At 72.6% G+C, this 16,569-nt stretch carries 14 protein-coding genes; 8 read left to right on the top strand and 6 right to left on the bottom strand.

Features of this window, described 5'->3' with window-relative positions; genetic code table 11:
• Nucleotides 1-29 precede the first annotated feature (29 nt).
• From EUA93_RS11160 to EUA93_RS11140, 5 genes are all read right to left on the bottom strand, one after another.
• A complete protein-coding gene (locus EUA93_RS11160) occupies nt 30-1,460 on the bottom strand; it encodes an extracellular solute-binding protein (RefSeq protein WP_129400206.1) in 1,431 nt (476 codons plus the stop codon).
• A gap of 9 nt (nt 1,461-1,469) precedes the next feature.
• Nucleotides 1,470-1,865: a type II toxin-antitoxin system PemK/MazF family toxin gene (locus EUA93_RS11155; protein WP_129400205.1), complete on the bottom strand. Its 396-nt coding sequence runs from the start codon at nt 1,863-1,865 to the stop codon at nt 1,470-1,472.
• Between the two features lie 134 nt (nt 1,866-1,999).
• Complete coding sequence (locus EUA93_RS11150; protein ID WP_242497324.1) at nt 2,000-2,593, bottom strand: hypothetical protein; 594 nt, start codon at nt 2,591-2,593, stop codon at nt 2,000-2,002.
• A 9-nt stretch (nt 2,594-2,602) separates the two neighbouring features.
• A complete protein-coding gene (hrpA, locus tag EUA93_RS11145) occupies nt 2,603-6,457 on the bottom strand; it encodes an ATP-dependent RNA helicase HrpA (protein ID WP_129400204.1) in 3,855 nt (1,284 codons plus the stop codon).
• Nucleotides 6,458-6,499: 42 nt separating this feature from the next.
• Nucleotides 6,500-7,006: a hypothetical protein gene (locus EUA93_RS11140; RefSeq protein ID WP_129400203.1), complete on the bottom strand. Its 507-nt coding sequence runs from the start codon at nt 7,004-7,006 to the stop codon at nt 6,500-6,502.
• A 156-nt stretch (nt 7,007-7,162) separates the two neighbouring features.
• Between EUA93_RS11140 and EUA93_RS11135 the strand changes: the two genes are divergently transcribed.
• From EUA93_RS11135 to EUA93_RS11110, 6 genes are read left to right on the top strand one after another with little or no spacing between them, the layout of a single operon-like run.
• Nucleotides 7,163-7,570 (top strand): YciI family protein, encoded by a 408-nt coding sequence (locus tag EUA93_RS11135; RefSeq protein WP_129400202.1) that lies wholly within the window; start codon nt 7,163-7,165, stop codon nt 7,568-7,570.
• A gap of 7 nt (nt 7,571-7,577) precedes the next feature.
• Nucleotides 7,578-8,747: an RNA polymerase sigma factor gene (locus EUA93_RS11130; protein ID WP_129400201.1), complete on the top strand. Its 1,170-nt coding sequence runs from the start codon at nt 7,578-7,580 to the stop codon at nt 8,745-8,747.
• Nucleotides 8,748-8,795: 48 nt separating this feature from the next.
• Entirely contained in the window at nt 8,796-9,521 is a 726-nt protein-coding gene (locus tag EUA93_RS11125) for a response regulator transcription factor (RefSeq protein ID WP_129400200.1), read from the top strand.
• Nucleotides 9,518-10,975, top strand: coding sequence for a sensor histidine kinase (locus EUA93_RS11120; RefSeq protein WP_129400199.1), 1,458 nt, complete (start codon nt 9,518-9,520; stop codon nt 10,973-10,975). The genes EUA93_RS11125 and EUA93_RS11120 overlap by 4 nt, the downstream gene beginning before the upstream one ends.
• On the top strand, nt 10,972-11,805 hold the full coding sequence (locus EUA93_RS11115) for an SDR family NAD(P)-dependent oxidoreductase (protein ID WP_242497323.1): 834 nt from the start codon (nt 10,972-10,974) through the stop codon (nt 11,803-11,805). Before EUA93_RS11120 ends, EUA93_RS11115 begins: the two co-directional genes overlap by 4 nt.
• A gap of 33 nt (nt 11,806-11,838) precedes the next feature.
• The gene (locus EUA93_RS11110; RefSeq protein WP_129400198.1) at nt 11,839-12,399 is read left to right on the top strand and encodes a ribonuclease FAU-1 family protein; all 561 of its coding nucleotides are present in this window, start codon (nt 11,839-11,841) and stop codon (nt 12,397-12,399) included.
• On the opposite strand, the gene EUA93_RS11105 is transcribed toward EUA93_RS11110, so the two are convergent.
• Nucleotides 12,374-13,777, bottom strand: coding sequence for a threonine/serine exporter family protein (locus EUA93_RS11105; protein WP_242497322.1), 1,404 nt, complete (start codon nt 13,775-13,777; stop codon nt 12,374-12,376). The genes EUA93_RS11110 and EUA93_RS11105 overlap by 26 nt on opposite strands.
• 80 nt (nt 13,778-13,857) lie before the next feature.
• On the opposite strand from EUA93_RS11105, the gene EUA93_RS11100 reads away from it, so the two are divergent.
• The gene (locus tag EUA93_RS11100) at nt 13,858-15,003 is read left to right on the top strand and encodes a glutamate--cysteine ligase (RefSeq protein WP_129400197.1); all 1,146 of its coding nucleotides are present in this window, start codon (nt 13,858-13,860) and stop codon (nt 15,001-15,003) included.
• Nucleotides 15,004-15,090: 87 nt separating this feature from the next.
• Nucleotides 15,091-16,494 (top strand): WS/DGAT/MGAT family O-acyltransferase, encoded by a 1,404-nt coding sequence (locus EUA93_RS11095; RefSeq protein ID WP_129400196.1) that lies wholly within the window; start codon nt 15,091-15,093, stop codon nt 16,492-16,494.
• Nucleotides 16,495-16,569: the final 75 nt, after the last annotated feature.

Genomic DNA, 16,569 nt, shown 5'->3' with positions numbered 1-16,569 from the left:
GAGTCTCCTGGAGACTCACGGCCCAGCGGTCACTCGACCGGGGTCTCGCTCGACTCGTCGTCGGTCGGCGTCTCGCTGGGCGTCTCGGTCTCCGTCTCCGGCGAGAGGATCGTCTGCGAGGCGGTGTCGATCTGCTCGGTGATCAGGTCGAGGTCCAGCACGCCGGGAGCGGTCACCATGCGCTCGAGGAACGGGGTCACCGCCTCGATCAGCTCGAGGCGCTGGTCGATGAACGGCGGGACCACCATGTAGCGGATGCTCGCGTTGAAGACCGCGGCGTCGGCCGGCTCGAGCTCGGGGGCGAGGAAGTCCTCGGAGGAGGCGACCTCGGTGTTGGCCGGCACGATGTAGCCCGTCTTGGCGACCGTGGCGCTCGCCGCGTCGGAGACGGCGTAGGCGATGAAGTCGGCCGCGTCGCCGGTCACCTTCGAGTCGGCGGAGAGGCAGAGGCCGGTGATGTCGCCGACCGTCGCGCGGTCGTTGATCGTGGGCATCGGCATGACGTCGAAGTCGAGCTTCTCGGCGTCACGCAGCTGGGGGGTCAGGTTGCGGAAACCGGCGATCATCGCGAGCTCGCCACGCTTGAACAGCTGCACCGGAGTCGCGCGGGCGAGCTGGGCGTTGGTCGGCGTGACGGTCGAGTCGCGGAGGATCGCGAGCGTCTGGCTCAACGCCTCGCGGGTGCCGTCGTCGGAGAAGGCGAGCGAGGTGGGCTCGCGGTCGTCGTTGAAGACCTGGCCACCGCCGGAGTAGATGAACGGCGCGAGCCCCTGGAGGGTCGGGTCGATCCACACGCCGCGACGGTCACCGCGCCGTGAGGCGAACCGCGCGGCCTCGCCGAACTCCGCCAGCGTCCAGCGGTCGCGCACGCCGTCGGAGTTGGCCGTCGGCACGTCGAGCTCGCGGCGCTCCATCTTGTCCCAGTCGACGAGCCTGGTGTTGTAGTAGATGACCATCGGCGAGATCGAGTACGCCATGCACTGCAGGTCGTCGTTCATCGCGAACGCGTCGACGGCGTCGCGCGAGAACCGGTCGCCGAAGTCGACGCCGCGCTCGTCGAGCAGCAGGCTCACGGGCTGGAGGGCCTCGGCGTCCACCAGCTGGCCGAGGTCGATGCGCGAGGTGAGGAAGGCGTCGGGACCGTTGCCGGCGAGGACGTCCTCGAGCGCGGACTCGTGGTCCGGCCACGACTTCAAGGTGACCTGGCGGGTGGTCGAGGTGGCGTTGAAGGAGTCGACGACGCTCTGGAAGGCCGCCACCTCCTCGTCGGTGCCGTAGGCGCCGAAGGTGACCTGGCGCGGCTTGTCGGTCGGCTTGCCGGTCTTGGTGGGCTGCGGGCTCGGCTGAGGCTCGGGGTCGGCGTCACCGGTGCACGCCGCGGTCGCCAGCGCGACCACCAGGGCACAGCCGGCGAAGGCACCTCGACGAAGGGTCGATCGGGAAGCAAGAGCACGAACCACGGCGTGACCCTATCCGGAGAGTCCACGCCGGGCAGCGACGACGGCGTCGAAGATCGCGCGGTCCAGGGCGGCACCCTCACGTCGTACGCCACCGCGGGCGAGGTGGACCAGCCGGTCGAGGCGCACCTCGCTCGGACGCCGCTGCGCGTCCCACCCGCCGGTGCCGACGTCCATCCAGTGACGCCCGTGGCGCGCCTCGTCCTCGGCGTCCCGGTCGTGGTCCTGGCTGGTGAGCATCAGCCCCACCCAGCCGTCGCTGTCGGCGTCCTCGGCGAGGACCAGCACCGGGCGGTCCTTGCCCTGGCTCGGGTCGTCCTCGTAGGGCACCCACGCCCACACGACCTCGCCCGGGTCGGGCTCGCCGTCGATCTCGGGCGCGTAGGGGAAGTCCACGTCGTCGGTCACGCCCCGAGCCTAGGGGCGGAGGATGAGCGAGTGCGCCGGACCGGGAGCGCCTCACGGCGCGTGGCCGCTCGTAGCGGCTAATTTCGGGACCCGGGGCTGCCACAGCCCGACGCACTCACTGACAGTTTAACGACCTACGGAAGCGTGTCCGCGATTTCCCCATGTCCGGCCGCCTCGAGCTGCTCGGACAGCGCGAGCATCCGGGAGATGTCGTCGTGCGAGCCGTCGAGGCTGGCGCGGCCGGCGGCGACGATGCGAGCGAACGCGGCCGCCCGGAACAGCGTCACGGCGAAGTCGCCGCGGGCGATGCCGCGCAGCACGTCGTCGACCATCAAGCGCAGCTCGTCGGGTCCGGGCGGGTCGGCTACACCGGCGACGACGCGCGCCACGTCGACCCTCCGCTGGCCGGCCTCGAACTCCGCCGCGACCCGCTCGGGGTCGGCGTACACCCACGAGCGGAGGAGGAACAGGCGCCAGAGGCAGCCGGCCAGGGTGTCGGCGGGCGCGCCCGACCAGACCTCGGCGAGGGTCTCGAGGCCCTCGGTCTCGGCGAGGTGCACGACCCGCTCGGCGAGCGCCGGGTCCTCCGACTCGCGTGCCCCGCGGACCAGGACCGTCGCGGCGAGGTCGCCCGCCTCGCGCACCTTGGCGGGGTCGGCGCCCCCGACGATGTCGGCGAAGAAGCCGTCGCCGGGGGTCATCGGGCGGTGGTGGATGCGATCGCTCACCGAGCCAGCCTAGGTGCCGACGCGGCCCATCACCTTGCGGATCCTCTGGTCGCTGACCTTCTCCCGGGTGCCGAGGCCCTGGGCGAAGAGCGAGACGCGGTACTCCTCGATCAGCCAACGCGCCTCACGCAGGTGCTCCGGCACCGGCTGCCCGTCGGGGAGCGCGGCGACCGCGTGCAGCCACGCCTCCTGCAGCCCGGACAGCTGGTCCATCAGCTGGCGGTCGCGGGCGACCTGTTGGTCGAGACGCTCGCGCCGGTACGCCACTGCGCTGAGGTAGCGGCTCACGTCACGCAGCCGCCTCGGTCCGGCATCCGCCACGAAGCCGGCCGTCATCAGCCGGCCGACCTGCGCGCGCATGTCGGTCAGGGCGGGCAGCGTCATCAGGTCGGCGCGTCCGGAGATGGCCTTGTCGGTCGTGCGCCACGACTCCAGCACCCGCATCACGTCGTGCACCGCGGCGCTCGTCCCGGCGGCCACGGCCTCGCGGGCGGCGGCGACCACGGCGTCGTACGCCTCCTCGTCCCGGACCGTCGGGCGGGCGTCGACCACCTCGCCGACGATCCCGGCGCGCAGGTCGTCGAGGAGGTCGGCGACCGAGGGGTACGGCGACCCGACGAGGGCGAGCTTGGCCCGCTGGTCGAGGCCGGCGGCGGCCAGCACGTCGTCGACGGGGGTGGCCGGACCGAGCGCGAGGAGCACGAGGCGTCGTACGCCGAGCCGGTGGTGGGCCGCGGCCTCGTCGGCCGTGGCGAGCACCTGCAGCCCGACGGTCGTGCCCTCGTCGACGAGGGCCGGGAAGCCGCGGACCTCGTGGCCCGCCCGCCGCTGGACGAAGGACTCCTCGACCGTGCCGAACGTCCAGGACGTCCGGCCCGTCGCGGTGATGCCCGAGTCGGCGGCGACGTCGGCCATCGCCTGCTCGAAGGTCGGCCGCAGCGGCTCCTTGAGCGCGTCGAGGTCCTTGCCGCGGCCGGCCTCCGCACCCTCCTCGGTCACGACGCGGTAGGTCGGCCGGAGGTGCGAGGGGACCTTCGACCAGTCCCACGACCCACGGTCGATCATCAGGCTGCGGGTGCTGCGGGCGAAGCGCTCGAGGGCGTCGAGCAGCGGCTCGGCGCCGGGAGGGATGGCGGCGAGGAACTCGCGCGCGGTGTTGGGTGCGGGGACCATCGAGACGCGGAGGTTCTTCGGCAGCGAGCGGATCAGCTCGGTGACGAGCTCCTCGCGCAGGCCCGGCACGAGCCAGGAGAAGTCGTCGGCCTCGATGCGGTTGAGCGTCGCGACGGGCACGTCGATGGTGAGCCCGTCGTCGACCGCCCCGGGCTCGAAGTGGTAGCTGATCGGGAAGGTCAGCCCGGCCTCGTCCGAGTCCTGCCACTGCGTGGGGAAGTCCGTCGCGCGGACGTCGTCGGCGGTGTCGTGGGTGAGCATCTCCGGGTCGAAGGTGAGCAGGTCGGCGCGCTTCTGCCGCGCGCGCTTCCACCACTGGTCGAAGTGCTGGCCGCTGACCACGTCGGCCCCGACGCGCTGGTCGTAGAACTCGAAGAGCGTCTCCTCGTCGACCACGATGTCGCGGCGCCGGGCGCGGTGCTCGAGCTCCTCGGCCTCCTCGAGCAGGCGGGCGTTCTCGGCGAGGAACCGGTGTCGCGAGTCCCACTCACGCTGCACCAGCGCGTGGCGGATGAACAGCTCGCGCGCGAGCGGCGGGTCGATGCGGCCGTACTGCACCAGCCGGTCGGCGACCAGCGGGACGCCGTACAACGTGACCCGCTCGCGGGCCATCACGGCCGCGCGCTTGCGCGACCAGTGCGGCTCGGAGAAGGTCCGCTTCACCAGGTGGGCGCCGAGGGTCTCGGCCCACTCGGGCTTGATCGCGGCGTTCTGCCGGGCCCACAGCCGCGAGGTCTCGACCAGCTCGGCGCCCATCACGAAGCCGGGGTTGGAGCCGCGGAGCACGCTGCCCGGGAAGATCGCGAACCGGGCGTTGCGGGCGCCGAGGTACTCCCGCATCGGGCGCCGCTCCCCCGGCCTGGCCTTCTCCCGCTCCTCGAGCGCGCCGATGTGGCTCAGCAGGCCGGACAGCAGCGCCTGGTGGATGCCGTCCTCGTCGGGGGTGTCGGACGGGTGCCCGACGTGGAGCTTCATCTCCTTGGCGACCTGGCGGAGCTGGGACTCGTAGTCCTGCCACTCGCGGATGCGCATGTAGTTGAGGTGCTCGCGCTTGCACATCCGGCGGAAGGCGCTCGACGAGAGCTCCTTCTGCTGCTCCTTGACGTGCCGCCACAGGTTGAGCCAGGTGAGGAAGTCGCTCGACTCGTGCTTGAACCGTGCGTGGAGCTGGTCGGCCTGCGCCCGCTGCTCCTCCGGACGCTCGCGGGGGTCCTGGATCGACAGCGCGGCCGAGATCACGAGCACGTCGCGCAGGCAGCCGAGGCGGTCGGCCTCGATGATCATCCGGCCCAGCCGGGGGTCGATCGGGAGGCGGGCCAGGCGCCTGCCGACCTCGGTGAGCCGTACGCCCTGCCGGGACGTCATGCGGTCGGGGCGACCGCCTGCCCTGTCCGCATGACGTTGCGGGGGCGCCTCGGTGGCGACCGCGCCGAGCTCCTCCAGCAGGTCGGTGCCGGCCTTGATGTTGCGGCGGTCGGGCGGCTCGACGAAGGGGAAGCGGGCGATGTCGCCGAGGCGGAGCGAGGCCATCTGGAGGATGACGCTGGCCAGGTTGGTCCGCAGGATCTCGGGGTCGGTGAACTCCGGCCGCGCCTCGAAGTCCTCCTCCGAGTAGAGCCGGATCGCGATGCCCTCCGACACGCGCCCGCAGCGGCCGGAGCGCTGGTTGGCGGAGGCCTGGCTGATGGGCTCGATCGGCAGGCGTTGCACCTTGGTGCGCACCGAGTAGCGGCTGATCCGCGCGACGCCGGTGTCGACGACGTACCGGATCCCGGGCACGGTCAGCGACGTCTCGGCGACGTTGGTGGCGAGCACCACGCGGCGCACGATCGAGGAGTGGCTGGAGAAGACCTTGTGCTGGTCGGCCGCGCTGAGGCGGGAGTAGAGCGGGACGATCTCCAGCCGGTCGCTCTTCAGGGCCTCGAACGCGTCGGCGGTGTCGCGGATCTCCCGCTCGCCCGGGAGGAAGACCAGCACGTCACCCGGGCCCTCCGCCGAGAGCTCGCGGACGGCGTCGAGGATCGCGTCGGTCTGGTCGCGCTGGACCGCCTCGCCCTCGTCGTCCTCCTCCGGCAGCTCCAGCAGCGGGCGGTAGCGGACCTCGACGGGGTAGGTGCGCCCCGAGACCTCGACCACGGGCGCCGAGAAGTGCGCGGCGAAGCGGTCGACGTCGATCGTGGCGCTGGTGATGATCACCTTGAGGTCGGGCCGGCGCGGCAGCAGGCGCTTGAGGTAGCCGAGCAGGAAGTCGATGTTGAGGCTGCGCTCGTGGGCCTCGTCGATGATGATCGTGTCGTACTTGCGCAGGTCACGGTCGCGCTGGAGCTCGGCCAGCAGGATGCCGTCGGTCATCAGCTTGACCCGGCTCGCACGGCTGGTCCGATCGGTGAACCGGACCTGGTAGCCGACCACGTCGCCGAGCTCGGTGCCGAGCTCCTCGGCGATGCGCTCGGCGACCGAGCGTGCAGCGATCCGGCGCGGCTGCGTGTGCCCGATCAGCTGGCCGCCGCCGTCCGACCCGAGGCCGCGGCCGAGCTCGAGGCAGATCTTCGGCAGCTGGGTGGTCTTCCCCGAGCCGGTCTCGCCGGCCACGATCACGACCTGGTGGTCGCGGATGGCCGCCGCGATGTCGTCGCGGCGCGCGGAGACCGGGAGCTCGGCGGGATAGGTGATCTTCACAGCGGGAGACATTCTCGCCCACTGCGGCAACCGGATTGTCCGGCCGGGTCGGGGTCAGGAGCTCGAGCCGCTGTCGTCGTCCTCGGGGGGCGTGGTCGGCTGCACCTGGCCGGGCATCCCACCGCCCTGGCCGAAGGCCGGGCCGCCGTTGCCGTCCCGGCCCGGCTGCCCGCCGGGTCCGTCGAGGTCGCCGCCCATCGGCCCGCGCTGCTGGCTGACGTTCCCGCGGTCGGGTCCGTCGTGGCCGATGGCGTGCACGGCGGTGACGCCGAGCCCACCGACGATGAGGCCGGCCAGCGCGGAGGCGACGAGCGCGCCGAGGCTGAAGGCGCGGTTGCCGTCGCCGCTGCGCGCCCGGCGGAAGCGCTCGCGGAAGCCGCGCCGGGCGCTCGGGTCGGCGACCGCGGCGGCCGGGACGGCGTACGCGGCCGTGGCGGGTGCAGCCGTGTCGGTTGCGGGAGCGGCGGGCTGGGCGGGGGCCTGGTCGGCGGGTGCGCCCTGGGGACGCACCGGCTGGGTCTCGTCGGTGGGCTGGACGCCCGGGGACTTGTCATCGGTCATGTGCCACACCGTCCGGCGCGACCCTGTGCGGGGCCTGTGGCGACGATCTGAGACAGCCGAGAAAAAGGCCGCCCGAGGATGTCGAGACGCGCGGCACGGCTCCGTCCCCGGGGTGGACGCGGCCACAATGGGCCGCACGACACCAAGGAGACCGACATGCCGAAGTACCTGCTCCTCAAGCACTACCGCGGCGCACCCACGGCGGTGAACGACCACCCGATGGACGAGTGGGCGCCCGAGGAGATCGACGCCCACATGGCCTTCATGGACGACTTCGGGAAGAGGCTGGAGGCCAACGGCGAGTACGTCGACGCGCAGGCGCTCGCCCCCGACGGCGCCTGGGTCAGGGCCGACGACGCCGGCACCGCACCGGTCACCGACGGCCCGTTCGCCGAGACGAAGGACCTCATCGCCGGGTGGTACGTCATCGACGTCGACGGCTGGGACCGCGCGGTCGAGCTCGCCACCGAGCTCTCGATGGCGCCCGGCAAGGACGGCAGGCCGATCCACGAGTGGCTCGAGGTGCGCCCGTTCTACGGTTCCCCGACGAGCACCGGCGACTGACCTGCCGATGACCGACGCCTTCGACGCTGCGACGCTGCGGCCGCTCGTGCCGCAGGTGATCGGCATCCTCGTCCGCCGCGGAGCTGACTTCGCGGCGGCCGAGGACGCCGTGCAGGAGGCGCTCGTCGACGCCTGGCGGACCTTCGGCGACGGCTCGGAGGCGGTGCCGCGCGACCTCAAGGGCTGGCTGGTCACCGCGGCGTGGCGACGGTTCCTCGACGTGGTGCGCTCCGCGTCCGCGCGGTCGCGGCGCGAGGTCACCGTCGACGCCGAGCCCGGACCGGGGCCGACCGAGGCCGCCGACGACACCCTGCGGGTGTTCTTCCTCTGCGCCCACCCTGCGCTGACGCCCGCGTCGGCGGTCGCGCTCACCCTGCGCGCCGTCGGCGGCCTCACCACGAGGCAGGTCGCCGAGGCCTACCTCGTCCCCGAGGCGACGATGGCGCAGCGCATCAGCCGGGCGAAGCGCACCGTGTCGACGGAGTCCTTCGACCGGCCGGGCGACCTCGCCACGGTCCGCCGGGTGCTCTACCTCGTCTTCAACGAGGGCTACACCGGCGACGTCGACCTCGCCGCCGAGGCGATCCGACTGACCCGGCAGCTCGCCGGGCTCGCCGGACCGGACGGGCAGGACCCGGAGACCGGCGGGCTGCTCGCGCTGATGCTCCTGCACCACGCCCGGCGCCCGGCGCGCACCCGCGACGACGGCACCCTCGTCCCCCTGGCCGACCAGGACCGCGCCCTCTGGGACACCGCGCTCGTGGAGGAGGGCGTCGCGATCCTGCAGGCCGCGCTGGCGCAGGACCGGAGAGGGGAGTTCCAGCTCCAGGCGGCGATCGCCGCCCTCCACGCAGACGCCCCGAGCGCCGAGGAGACCGACTGGGTGCAGATCGTGCAGTGGTACGACGAGCTGCTGGCGCTCACCGGCAGCCCGGTCGTGCGGCTCAACCGGGCCGTCGCCCTCGGCGAGGCCGACGGTGCCCGCGCAGGTCTCGCCGCGCTCGCCGAGGTCGACCCCGCCCTGCCGCGCCACCGGGCCGTGTCGGCGTACCTCCACGAGAGGGACGGCGACCTCGCGACCGCCGCACGGCTCTACGCCGAGGCTGCCGGGCTCGCGACCAACGCCGCCGAGCGGAACCACCTGGTGCGCCAGGCCGCCCGGCTCAACCGGCGCTGAGACGGTCGACAGGCGCGGCACAGGAAACGCACAGCAAGAATCGGCAAGATGCTGCCCATGCAGCAGCTCACCCGCCCCGACGGCACGCCCGTGCGGGTCCTCGTCGTGGACGACGAGGTCAACATCGCCGAGCTCCTCTCGATGGCCCTGCGCTACGAGGGCTGGGACCTCCAGATGGCGCACAACGGCACGGACGCGGTCGCGACGGCGCGCGACTTCCGGCCCGATGCCGTCGTCCTCGACATCATGCTGCCCGACTTCGACGGCCTCGAGGTGCTGCGCCGGATGCGCGCGGACGGCAACGACGTCCCCGTCCTCTTCCTCACCGCCAAGGACGCCGTCGAGGACCGCATCGCCGGCCTCACCGCCGGTGGCGACGACTACGTCACCAAGCCGTTCTCCCTGGAGGAGGTCGTGGCCCGGCTGCGCGGCCTGATCCGCCGTGGCGGCACCGCCGCACAGGCCGACGCCGGCAACATGCTGGTCGTCGGGGACCTCACCCTCGACGAGGACAGCCACGAGGTGCACCGCGCCGGCGACGAGATCAGCCTGACCGCGACCGAGTTCGAGCTGCTGCGCTTCCTCATGCGCAACCCCCGCCGGGTGCTGAGCAAGGCGCAGATCCTCGACCGCGTCTGGCAGTACGACTTCGGCGGGCAGGCCAACGTGGTCGAGCTCTACATCTCCTACCTCCGCAAGAAGGTCGACGCCGGCCGCGAGCCGATGATCCACACCATGCGCGGTGCGGGCTACGTGCTGAAGCCGGCGGGATGAGGCTGCCCGCCCTGCGGAGGCCACGGTTCCCGCTGACCCTCACCGCGCGGCTCGTGGCCGTCGCGGTGCTGCTGGTGGCCGTGACCGCCCTCGCCATCGGTACGGCGACGACGCTCGCGATGCGCCAGAGCCTCGACAAGCGGCTCGACGCCGATGTCGCCGACACCATGCGCACCCTGCTCGGCCCGGGCCGCGGTGGCCCGGGTGACTTCGGTGCGGGGCAGGAGTACGGCACCCTCTACGCCGGGTTCCTCGACGACGGTCCCGTGAAGGCCGGCGGCCAGGTGCTCAACCACGACGAGGACGATCGAGGACCGCGACGCACCTCGTTGACCGACGACCAGCTCGACGCGCTCTCCGGGCTCGAACCGTCGGACGACCCGCAGGACGTCACGATCCCCGGGCTCGGGGACTACCGCGTCCTCGTCACGGACCTGAGCGACGGCGTGGCGGTCGTCGGTCTCCCCTGCTCGGACGTCGACGCGACGATCAGCGACCTCGTGCGCCTCGAGCTGCTCGCCACCCTGCTCGGCGTGCTCGCCGCCGCGGGGGTCGGCTTCTGGGTCGTCCGCCGCCAGCTGGCCCCGCTGCGCGAGGTGTCGGCCACCGCCCACCGGGTCTCCGAGCTCCCCCTCGGCTCCGGCGAGATCCAGATCGGCGAGCGGGTGCCGGAGCGGCTCACCGACGACCGCACCGAGGTCGGCCAGGTCGGCGCCGCGCTCAACTCGATGCTCGACCACGTCGAGAGCTCGCTGGCCGAACGCCACCGCAGCGAGCAGCAGGTGCGCCAGTTCGTCGCCGACGCCTCCCACGAGCTGCGCACCCCGCTGGCCACGATCGCCGGCTACACCGAGCTCGCCCGCAAGCGGCCCGAGGCCACCGGCACCGCGCTCGACAAGGTCGAGACCGAGTCGGCCCGGATGACCGCGCTGGTCGAGGACCTGCTCCTGCTCGCGCGGCTCGACTCCGGGCGCCCCCTCGTGCGCGAGCCCGTGGACCTGTCGCGCCTGCTCATCGAGGCGGTCGACGACGCCCGGGTCGTCGACCCCGACCGGTCGTGGCGGCTGGCCCTGCCCGACGCCCCGATCACGGTCGAGGGCGACAGCGCCCGGCTGCACCAGGTCGTCAGCAACCTGCTCACCAACGGACGCAAGTACACCCCCGCCGGCAGCACGATCACGGTCACCGGGACGGCGTACGGCTTCACGGTGCACGACGACGGGCCCGGCTTCCCGCCCGAGCTGGCACCGCGCGCCTTCGAGCGCTTCGTCCGCGGGGACGCCTCGCGCAACCGTGCGGGCGGCGCCGGGCTCGGGCTGTCGCTGGTCGAGGCGATCGTCCACGCCCACGGTGGCTCGGTGTCCCTCCGCAGCGCGCCCGGTGACACCGTGATCACCGTCGCCCTGCCCGGGGCTCCCCAAGACCGTAACTCCGAGTTACAGTCGGACGCATGAGCCTGCGCAGCGTCTCCGACAAGGTCGTCGTCATCTCGGGTGCCGGGTCCGGCATCGGCCGGGCGCTGGCGCTGCGCGCCGCCCGCGGTGGAGGGCTCCTCGCGCTGTCCGACTGGAACGCCGAGGGCCTCGCCGAGACCGTGCGGCTGGCCGAGCACGCCGGTGCCACCAAGGTGCGCCACGACGTCGTCGACGTCTCCTCGCGGTCCGAGATGGCCGCCTGGGCCGAGGGGGTCGTCGAGGAGTTCGGCCGGGTCGACCTCGTCGTCAACAACGCCGGCGTCACGCTGACCGGCGACTTCACCGAGCTCACCTACGACGACCTCGACTGGATCGTCGGGGTCAACTTCCACGGCGTCGTCCACGGCTCCAAGGAGTTCCTCCCCCACCTCATCGCCTCGGGCAACGGAGCGCTGGTCAACATCTCCTCGCTGTTCGGGCTGGTCTCCGTCCCCGGGCAGTCGGCGTACAACGCCACCAAGTACGCCGTCCGCGGCCTGACCGAGGCGATCCGCGAGGAGATGCTCGTGGCCGGCCACCCGGTCACCGTCACCTGCGTCCACCCCGGCGGCATCCGCACCGGCATCAGCCGCAACGGCCGCAAGGCGGCCGGCCTCGACGGCGGCGCGATCGACGCGCTCTTCGAGAAGAAGCTCGCCAGGATGTCCCCGGACCGCGCGGCCGAGGTCATCCTCGACGGCGCCCTCGCCGGGAAGGCGCGCGTCCTGGTCGGCATCGACGCCCACGTGATCCACCACCTCGCCAAGCTCGCCGGCTCGCGCTACCAGGACGTCGTCGCACGCGTGACCTCGCGCATGCCCATCCGCTGACCCGGCGTCCGGCCGGCGTCTAGGTTGGGGGTCATGGAGCCCGGGGCCGCGATCCGCGTCGAGATGACGAAGTGGGGCGACCGGCCGCACTGGGAGTTCGACGGCATCTACCTCGGTGCGGACGAGCACGGCGAGTGGCTCGGCTTCCCCGAGGGCACGCTGAACCGTCGGCCCGGGCACGAGTTCGTCTCCTCCGTCGACGCCGTGACGCTGGTGACCGCGGACGGGTGGTACGTCCCGACGTTCCAGGCACCGGGCATCTGGTGCGACGTCTACATCGACGTCTCGACCCCCGCGAGGTGGGACGGCGACGTGCTGCGCGCGGTTGACCTCGACCTCGACGTGATCCGGATGTCACCCGAGCCGCTGGAGTCACCGGCCGACTGGATGGCGGGTCCGGGCGAGACCTTCATCGACGACGAGGACGAGTTCCTCGAGCACCAGGCGGCCTTCGGCTATCCCGCCGACGTCGTCGCCGCTGCGCGATCGACCGCCGACGGGCTGGTGCCGCTCGTGCGCGGCCACGCGGCGCCGTACGACGGCTCCCACCAGCGGTGGCTGGCGACGCTCAACGACCTGAGAGCCCGTCCCTGACCTTGCGGAGCGCCTTGCGCTCGGCGCGGGTCATCGCCCGGTAGGGCCCGACCAGGCGCGGTCCGGACAGCCGGCTCTCCAGCCTGCGGGCCTCCCGCTTCAGCGGCTGGGCGACGTACTCCCCCAGGATCACGCCGGAGGCCAGCGCGATCGCGACCGAGATCGCGGTCATCAGCGCCAGGATGCCCTGGGAGATCAGGTAGCCGCCGTCCGCGAGCCAGGTGAGGCCGCGGTAGATCGACAGGCCGGGCAGGAACGGCACGATCGCCGGCACCGCGACGACGAGCGGCGGGACCCGGACGCGACCGGCGACGGCGTAGGCCACGAGCCCGATGAAGAACGCGCTGGCACCTGCCGCGGCGACCCTGCCGAAGCCGTTGAGGGAGACCAGCTGGCCGATCAGGGCCGCGGCCGCGGTGGTGAGGCCGATCGGCAGCACGGCCCGGCGCGGGGCGTACGACGCGACGCTGAAGGCCGCCGCGGAGACGGCCGCGCCGACGAGGATCGTGGGGAGGTCGGAGTACTGCCGGCCGAGCTGGCCGGGCACCAGCGTCCCGAGCTCGAGGCCGACGCCGTTGGCGACCGAGATGCCGAGCGCGACGCCCGCGATGATGCCGGCGGTCGCCATCATCGCCTCGATCAGGCGGGCGCTGGAGGTCAGGTAGAAGCCCGTGAGCGCGTCCTGCACCGCGCCCATCAGGCCGATGCCGGCGAGCAGCATGATGATGTTGGCGGTCACGACGAGGGACGGATCGACGTCGATCGGGGACGCCGCGACGGCAGCCGCGATCAGGGTCGCGATCGCACCACCGGCGACCTGGAGGTAGAAGAACGGCAGCCGGCGGCGGGCCAGCGCCATCTGCACGCGGTCGATCAAGGCGGCCGCCACCGCGGCCACGGCGGACACCACGACGCCACCGCCGAGGAAGACGCCGACCGCGGCCGCCATCACCGCCCAGGCGATCGTCACGGCCCACCGGGGGAAGGCGTGGCCCAGCGAGACGATCGTGGCCATCCGCGAGCGCGCGAGGTAGACGTCGGCCTGGTCGGTGAGAATGTCGCGGACGAGGTGGTCGACCGCGGTGAGGTCCTCGTAGTCGATGTCGCGCTGCTGCACGTGCCGCATCATCAGCACGGGCACGTCGTCGGGCGAGCGCTGGAAGCTCATCGACAGCGCCGTGAAGGTGACGTCGACCTCGGCCGCCCGGAGGCCGAAGTGGTCGGCCACCGATCGCATGGTCGCGGTGACGTCGGCGGCCCCCGCGCCCGACGACAGCAGCATCTCGCCGACGCGCAGGCAGAGGTCCATCGTCAGGTGGGCCTCGCGGGCCAGCTCGGCCGCGCGCTGCTGCTCGGTCTGCTCCTCCGGCTCGTCCACCGGGCCATGGTGGCACCGGGGCGGGGACGAGCGTCACAGGGGTGATCCGTCGTGTCGCCGACACCCCTAGGCTGGTCGCCATGCGCATCGACTTCCACGCGTCGCCGCAGCCGACCCTCGGGGTGGAGTGGGAGTTCGCGCTGGTCGACCGCGTCAGCCGCGACCTGCGCAGCGTCGCCTCCGAGGTGCACGACCTCGCCGGTGGCCGGCTCGCCGAACCGGCCCGGCTGCACAAGGAGCTGCTGCGCAACACGGTCGAGGTGGTGACCGGGATCTGCGACACCGTCGGCGAGGCGATGACCGACCTGGCCGACACCCTGGCCGTCGTCGTCCCTGCTGCGCACGAGGTCGGCGTCGACCTGCTCGGGGCGGGGTCGCACCCCTTCGCCGACTGGTCGATGCAGCAGCTCACCGACGGCCACCGCTACGCCGAGCTAATCAACCGCACGCAGTGGTGGGGCCGTCAGATGCTGATCTGGGGCGTGCACGTCCACGTCGGGATGCCCGAGCGCGACCGGGTGATGCCGGTGCTCGCCTCGATGCTGACGACCTACCCCCACCTCCTCGCGCTGTCGGCGAGCTCGCCGATCTGGGCCGGCCAGGACACCGGCTACGCCTCCAACCGCGCGCTGATGTTCCAGCAGCTGCCGACCGCCGGGCTGCCCTTCGCCTTCGACACGTGGGCCGAGTTCGAGAAGTGCATCGGCGACCAGACCACGACCGGGATCATCGACTCGATGTCCGACGTCCGCTGGGACCTCCGGCCCGCGCCGCACCTCGGCACCCTCGAGCACCGCGTCTGCGACGGCATGTCCGACATCCGCGAGGTGGCCGCGATGACCGCCCTCGTGCACTGCCTCGTCGTCGACCTCGACACCCGGCTCGCCGCCGGCGAGCACCTGCCGACGATGCCGCCGTGGCAGGTCCAGGAGAACAAGTGGCGCGCGGCGCGCTACGGCCTCGAGGCGATCGTCATCGTCGACGACGCCAACCGGGAGCGGCTGGTGACCGAGGACCTCGACGACCTCCTGGAGCGGCTCACGCCCGTGGCCCGGCGCCTCGACTGCGAGGCCGAGCTGCGGACCGTCGCCGAGATCCCGCGGCGCGGGGCGTCGTACCAGCGACAGCGCACGGTCGCGCGCGAGTCCGGCGGCGACCTCGTCGCGGTCGTCGACGCGCTGGTCAGCGAGCTCACCGACTCCCTCAGCGATCCGTCCGGGGCCTGACGCGCCGGACACCTCCTTGTGGCGGTCGTCGCAGGGCGAGAGGATGCGCGGACTGCCCTCGAGCCGAGGGGGCCGGAGGAGGATCCCGTGGTCAACCCGATCGACCCGACGGCGACCGGCTTCCTGCTGGCCGAGAACCGCAACATGCCGATGCACGTCGGCGGCCTCCAGCTCTTCGAGAAGCCCGAGGGTGCGGGTCGCGGGTTCGCGCGCGAGATGTACGAGCAGATGAGCAACGTCGAGGAGATCGCCCCCCTCTTCCTCAAGCACCCGCACCGCTCGGCGCGCACCGCCGGACAGCTCGTCTGGCAGCCGGACGAGCAGTTCGACATCGAGCACCACGTCCGGCACAGCGCGCTGCCCCGGCCGGGTCGCGTCCGCGAGCTGCTCGAGCTCTGCTCGCGCCTGCACAGCACCCGCCTCGCCTGGGAGCGGCCGCTGTGGGAGGCGACGATCATCGAGGGCCTGCGCGACGGCCGGGTCGCGATGTACACCAAGACCCACCACGCCCTCGTCGACGGCGTCTCGGCGATGCGACTGCTCGCGAGCGTGCTCTCCACCGACCCCGACGAGCGCAACATGCCGGCGCCCTGGGCCCACCGCCCGCGCGCGCCGCAGGAGGAGCCGGTGAGCGACGGCGGTGCCTCGCTGGCCGACGTCTCGGCCACCACGGTGCGTACGGCGCTCGCGCTGGCGTCGGAGGCCGCCGGGATGCCCGGCGCGCTGATCCGCACGCTCAACAAGTCCGTCCGCAACGAGACCTCCGCGCTCTCGCTCTACGCCCCGCGCACGATGCTCAACCAGAACATCACCGGATCGCGCCGCTTCGCCGCGCAGGACTGGCCCGTCGAGCGGCTCCGCGGGGTCGGCAAGGCGACCGGCACGACGATCAACGACGTGGTGCTCGCGATGGTCAGCGGCGCGATGCGGACCTACCTCGCCGACCTCGACGCACTGCCCGAGACGTCGCTGATCTCGATGGTGCCGGTCGGGCTCAACGCCAAGCAGTCGCACCTCGCCTCCGGCGACGGCGGCAACGCCGTCGGCTCGGTCATGGTGCAGCTCGGCACCCACCTCGCCGACCCGGCCGACCGGCTCGCCGCGATCCACACCTCGATGAAGGACGGCAAGGAGAGCCTGTCGGCGATGACGCCGGCGCAGATCCTCGCGATGAGCGCGCTCGGTCAGGCGCCGGCCATCCTCGGTCCGGTCCTGCGGATGCAGGGCATCGTCCGCCCGCCCTACAACCTCATCGTGAGCAACGTCCCCGGCCCCCGGACCACCCACTACTGGAACGGCGCCCGCCTCGTCGGCACCTACCCGCTCTCCATCCCGATCAACGGCATGGCGCTCAACATCACGTGCACGTCGTACGACGGCAAGATGGCCTTCGGGCTCACCGGTTGCCGCCGCACGGTCCCCCACCTCCAGGTGCTGCTCCAGTACCTCGACGACGAGCTGGCGGCGCTGGAGAAGGCCGCGGGGGTCTAGGGCCACCTCCGTCTGGAGTCACCGGATATCCGGTGACTCCCCCGCTTGTCGGCCTGGATCTGGGGGGCGAAGCGT

It is taken from the genome of Nocardioides oleivorans (genome assembly GCF_004137255.1).
Lineage (GTDB): Bacteria > Actinomycetota > Actinomycetes > Propionibacteriales > Nocardioidaceae > Nocardioides > Nocardioides oleivorans.
Note: the sequence above shows the minus strand (reverse complement) of the source record. Positions and strands in the feature narration are given on the sequence as shown.

Coding starts and splice junctions, on each gene's coding strand:
- hrpA (WP_129400204.1), bottom strand. CDS start 6,457: ATGTCTCCCGCTGTGAAGATCACCTATCCCGCCGAGCTCCCGGTCTCC.
- EUA93_RS11140 (WP_129400203.1), bottom strand. CDS start 7,006: ATGACCGATGACAAGTCCCCGGGCGTCCAGCCCACCGACGAGACCCAG.
- EUA93_RS11135 (WP_129400202.1), top strand. CDS start 7,163: ATGCCGAAGTACCTGCTCCTCAAGCACTACCGCGGCGCACCCACGGCG.
- EUA93_RS11130 (WP_129400201.1), top strand. CDS start 7,578: ATGACCGACGCCTTCGACGCTGCGACGCTGCGGCCGCTCGTGCCGCAG.
- EUA93_RS11125 (WP_129400200.1), top strand. CDS start 8,796: ATGCTGCCCATGCAGCAGCTCACCCGCCCCGACGGCACGCCCGTGCGG.
- EUA93_RS11120 (WP_129400199.1), top strand. CDS start 9,518: ATGAGGCTGCCCGCCCTGCGGAGGCCACGGTTCCCGCTGACCCTCACC.
- EUA93_RS11115 (WP_242497323.1), top strand. CDS start 10,972: ATGAGCCTGCGCAGCGTCTCCGACAAGGTCGTCGTCATCTCGGGTGCC.
- EUA93_RS11110 (WP_129400198.1), top strand. CDS start 11,839: ATGGAGCCCGGGGCCGCGATCCGCGTCGAGATGACGAAGTGGGGCGAC.
- EUA93_RS11100 (WP_129400197.1), top strand. CDS start 13,858: ATGCGCATCGACTTCCACGCGTCGCCGCAGCCGACCCTCGGGGTGGAG.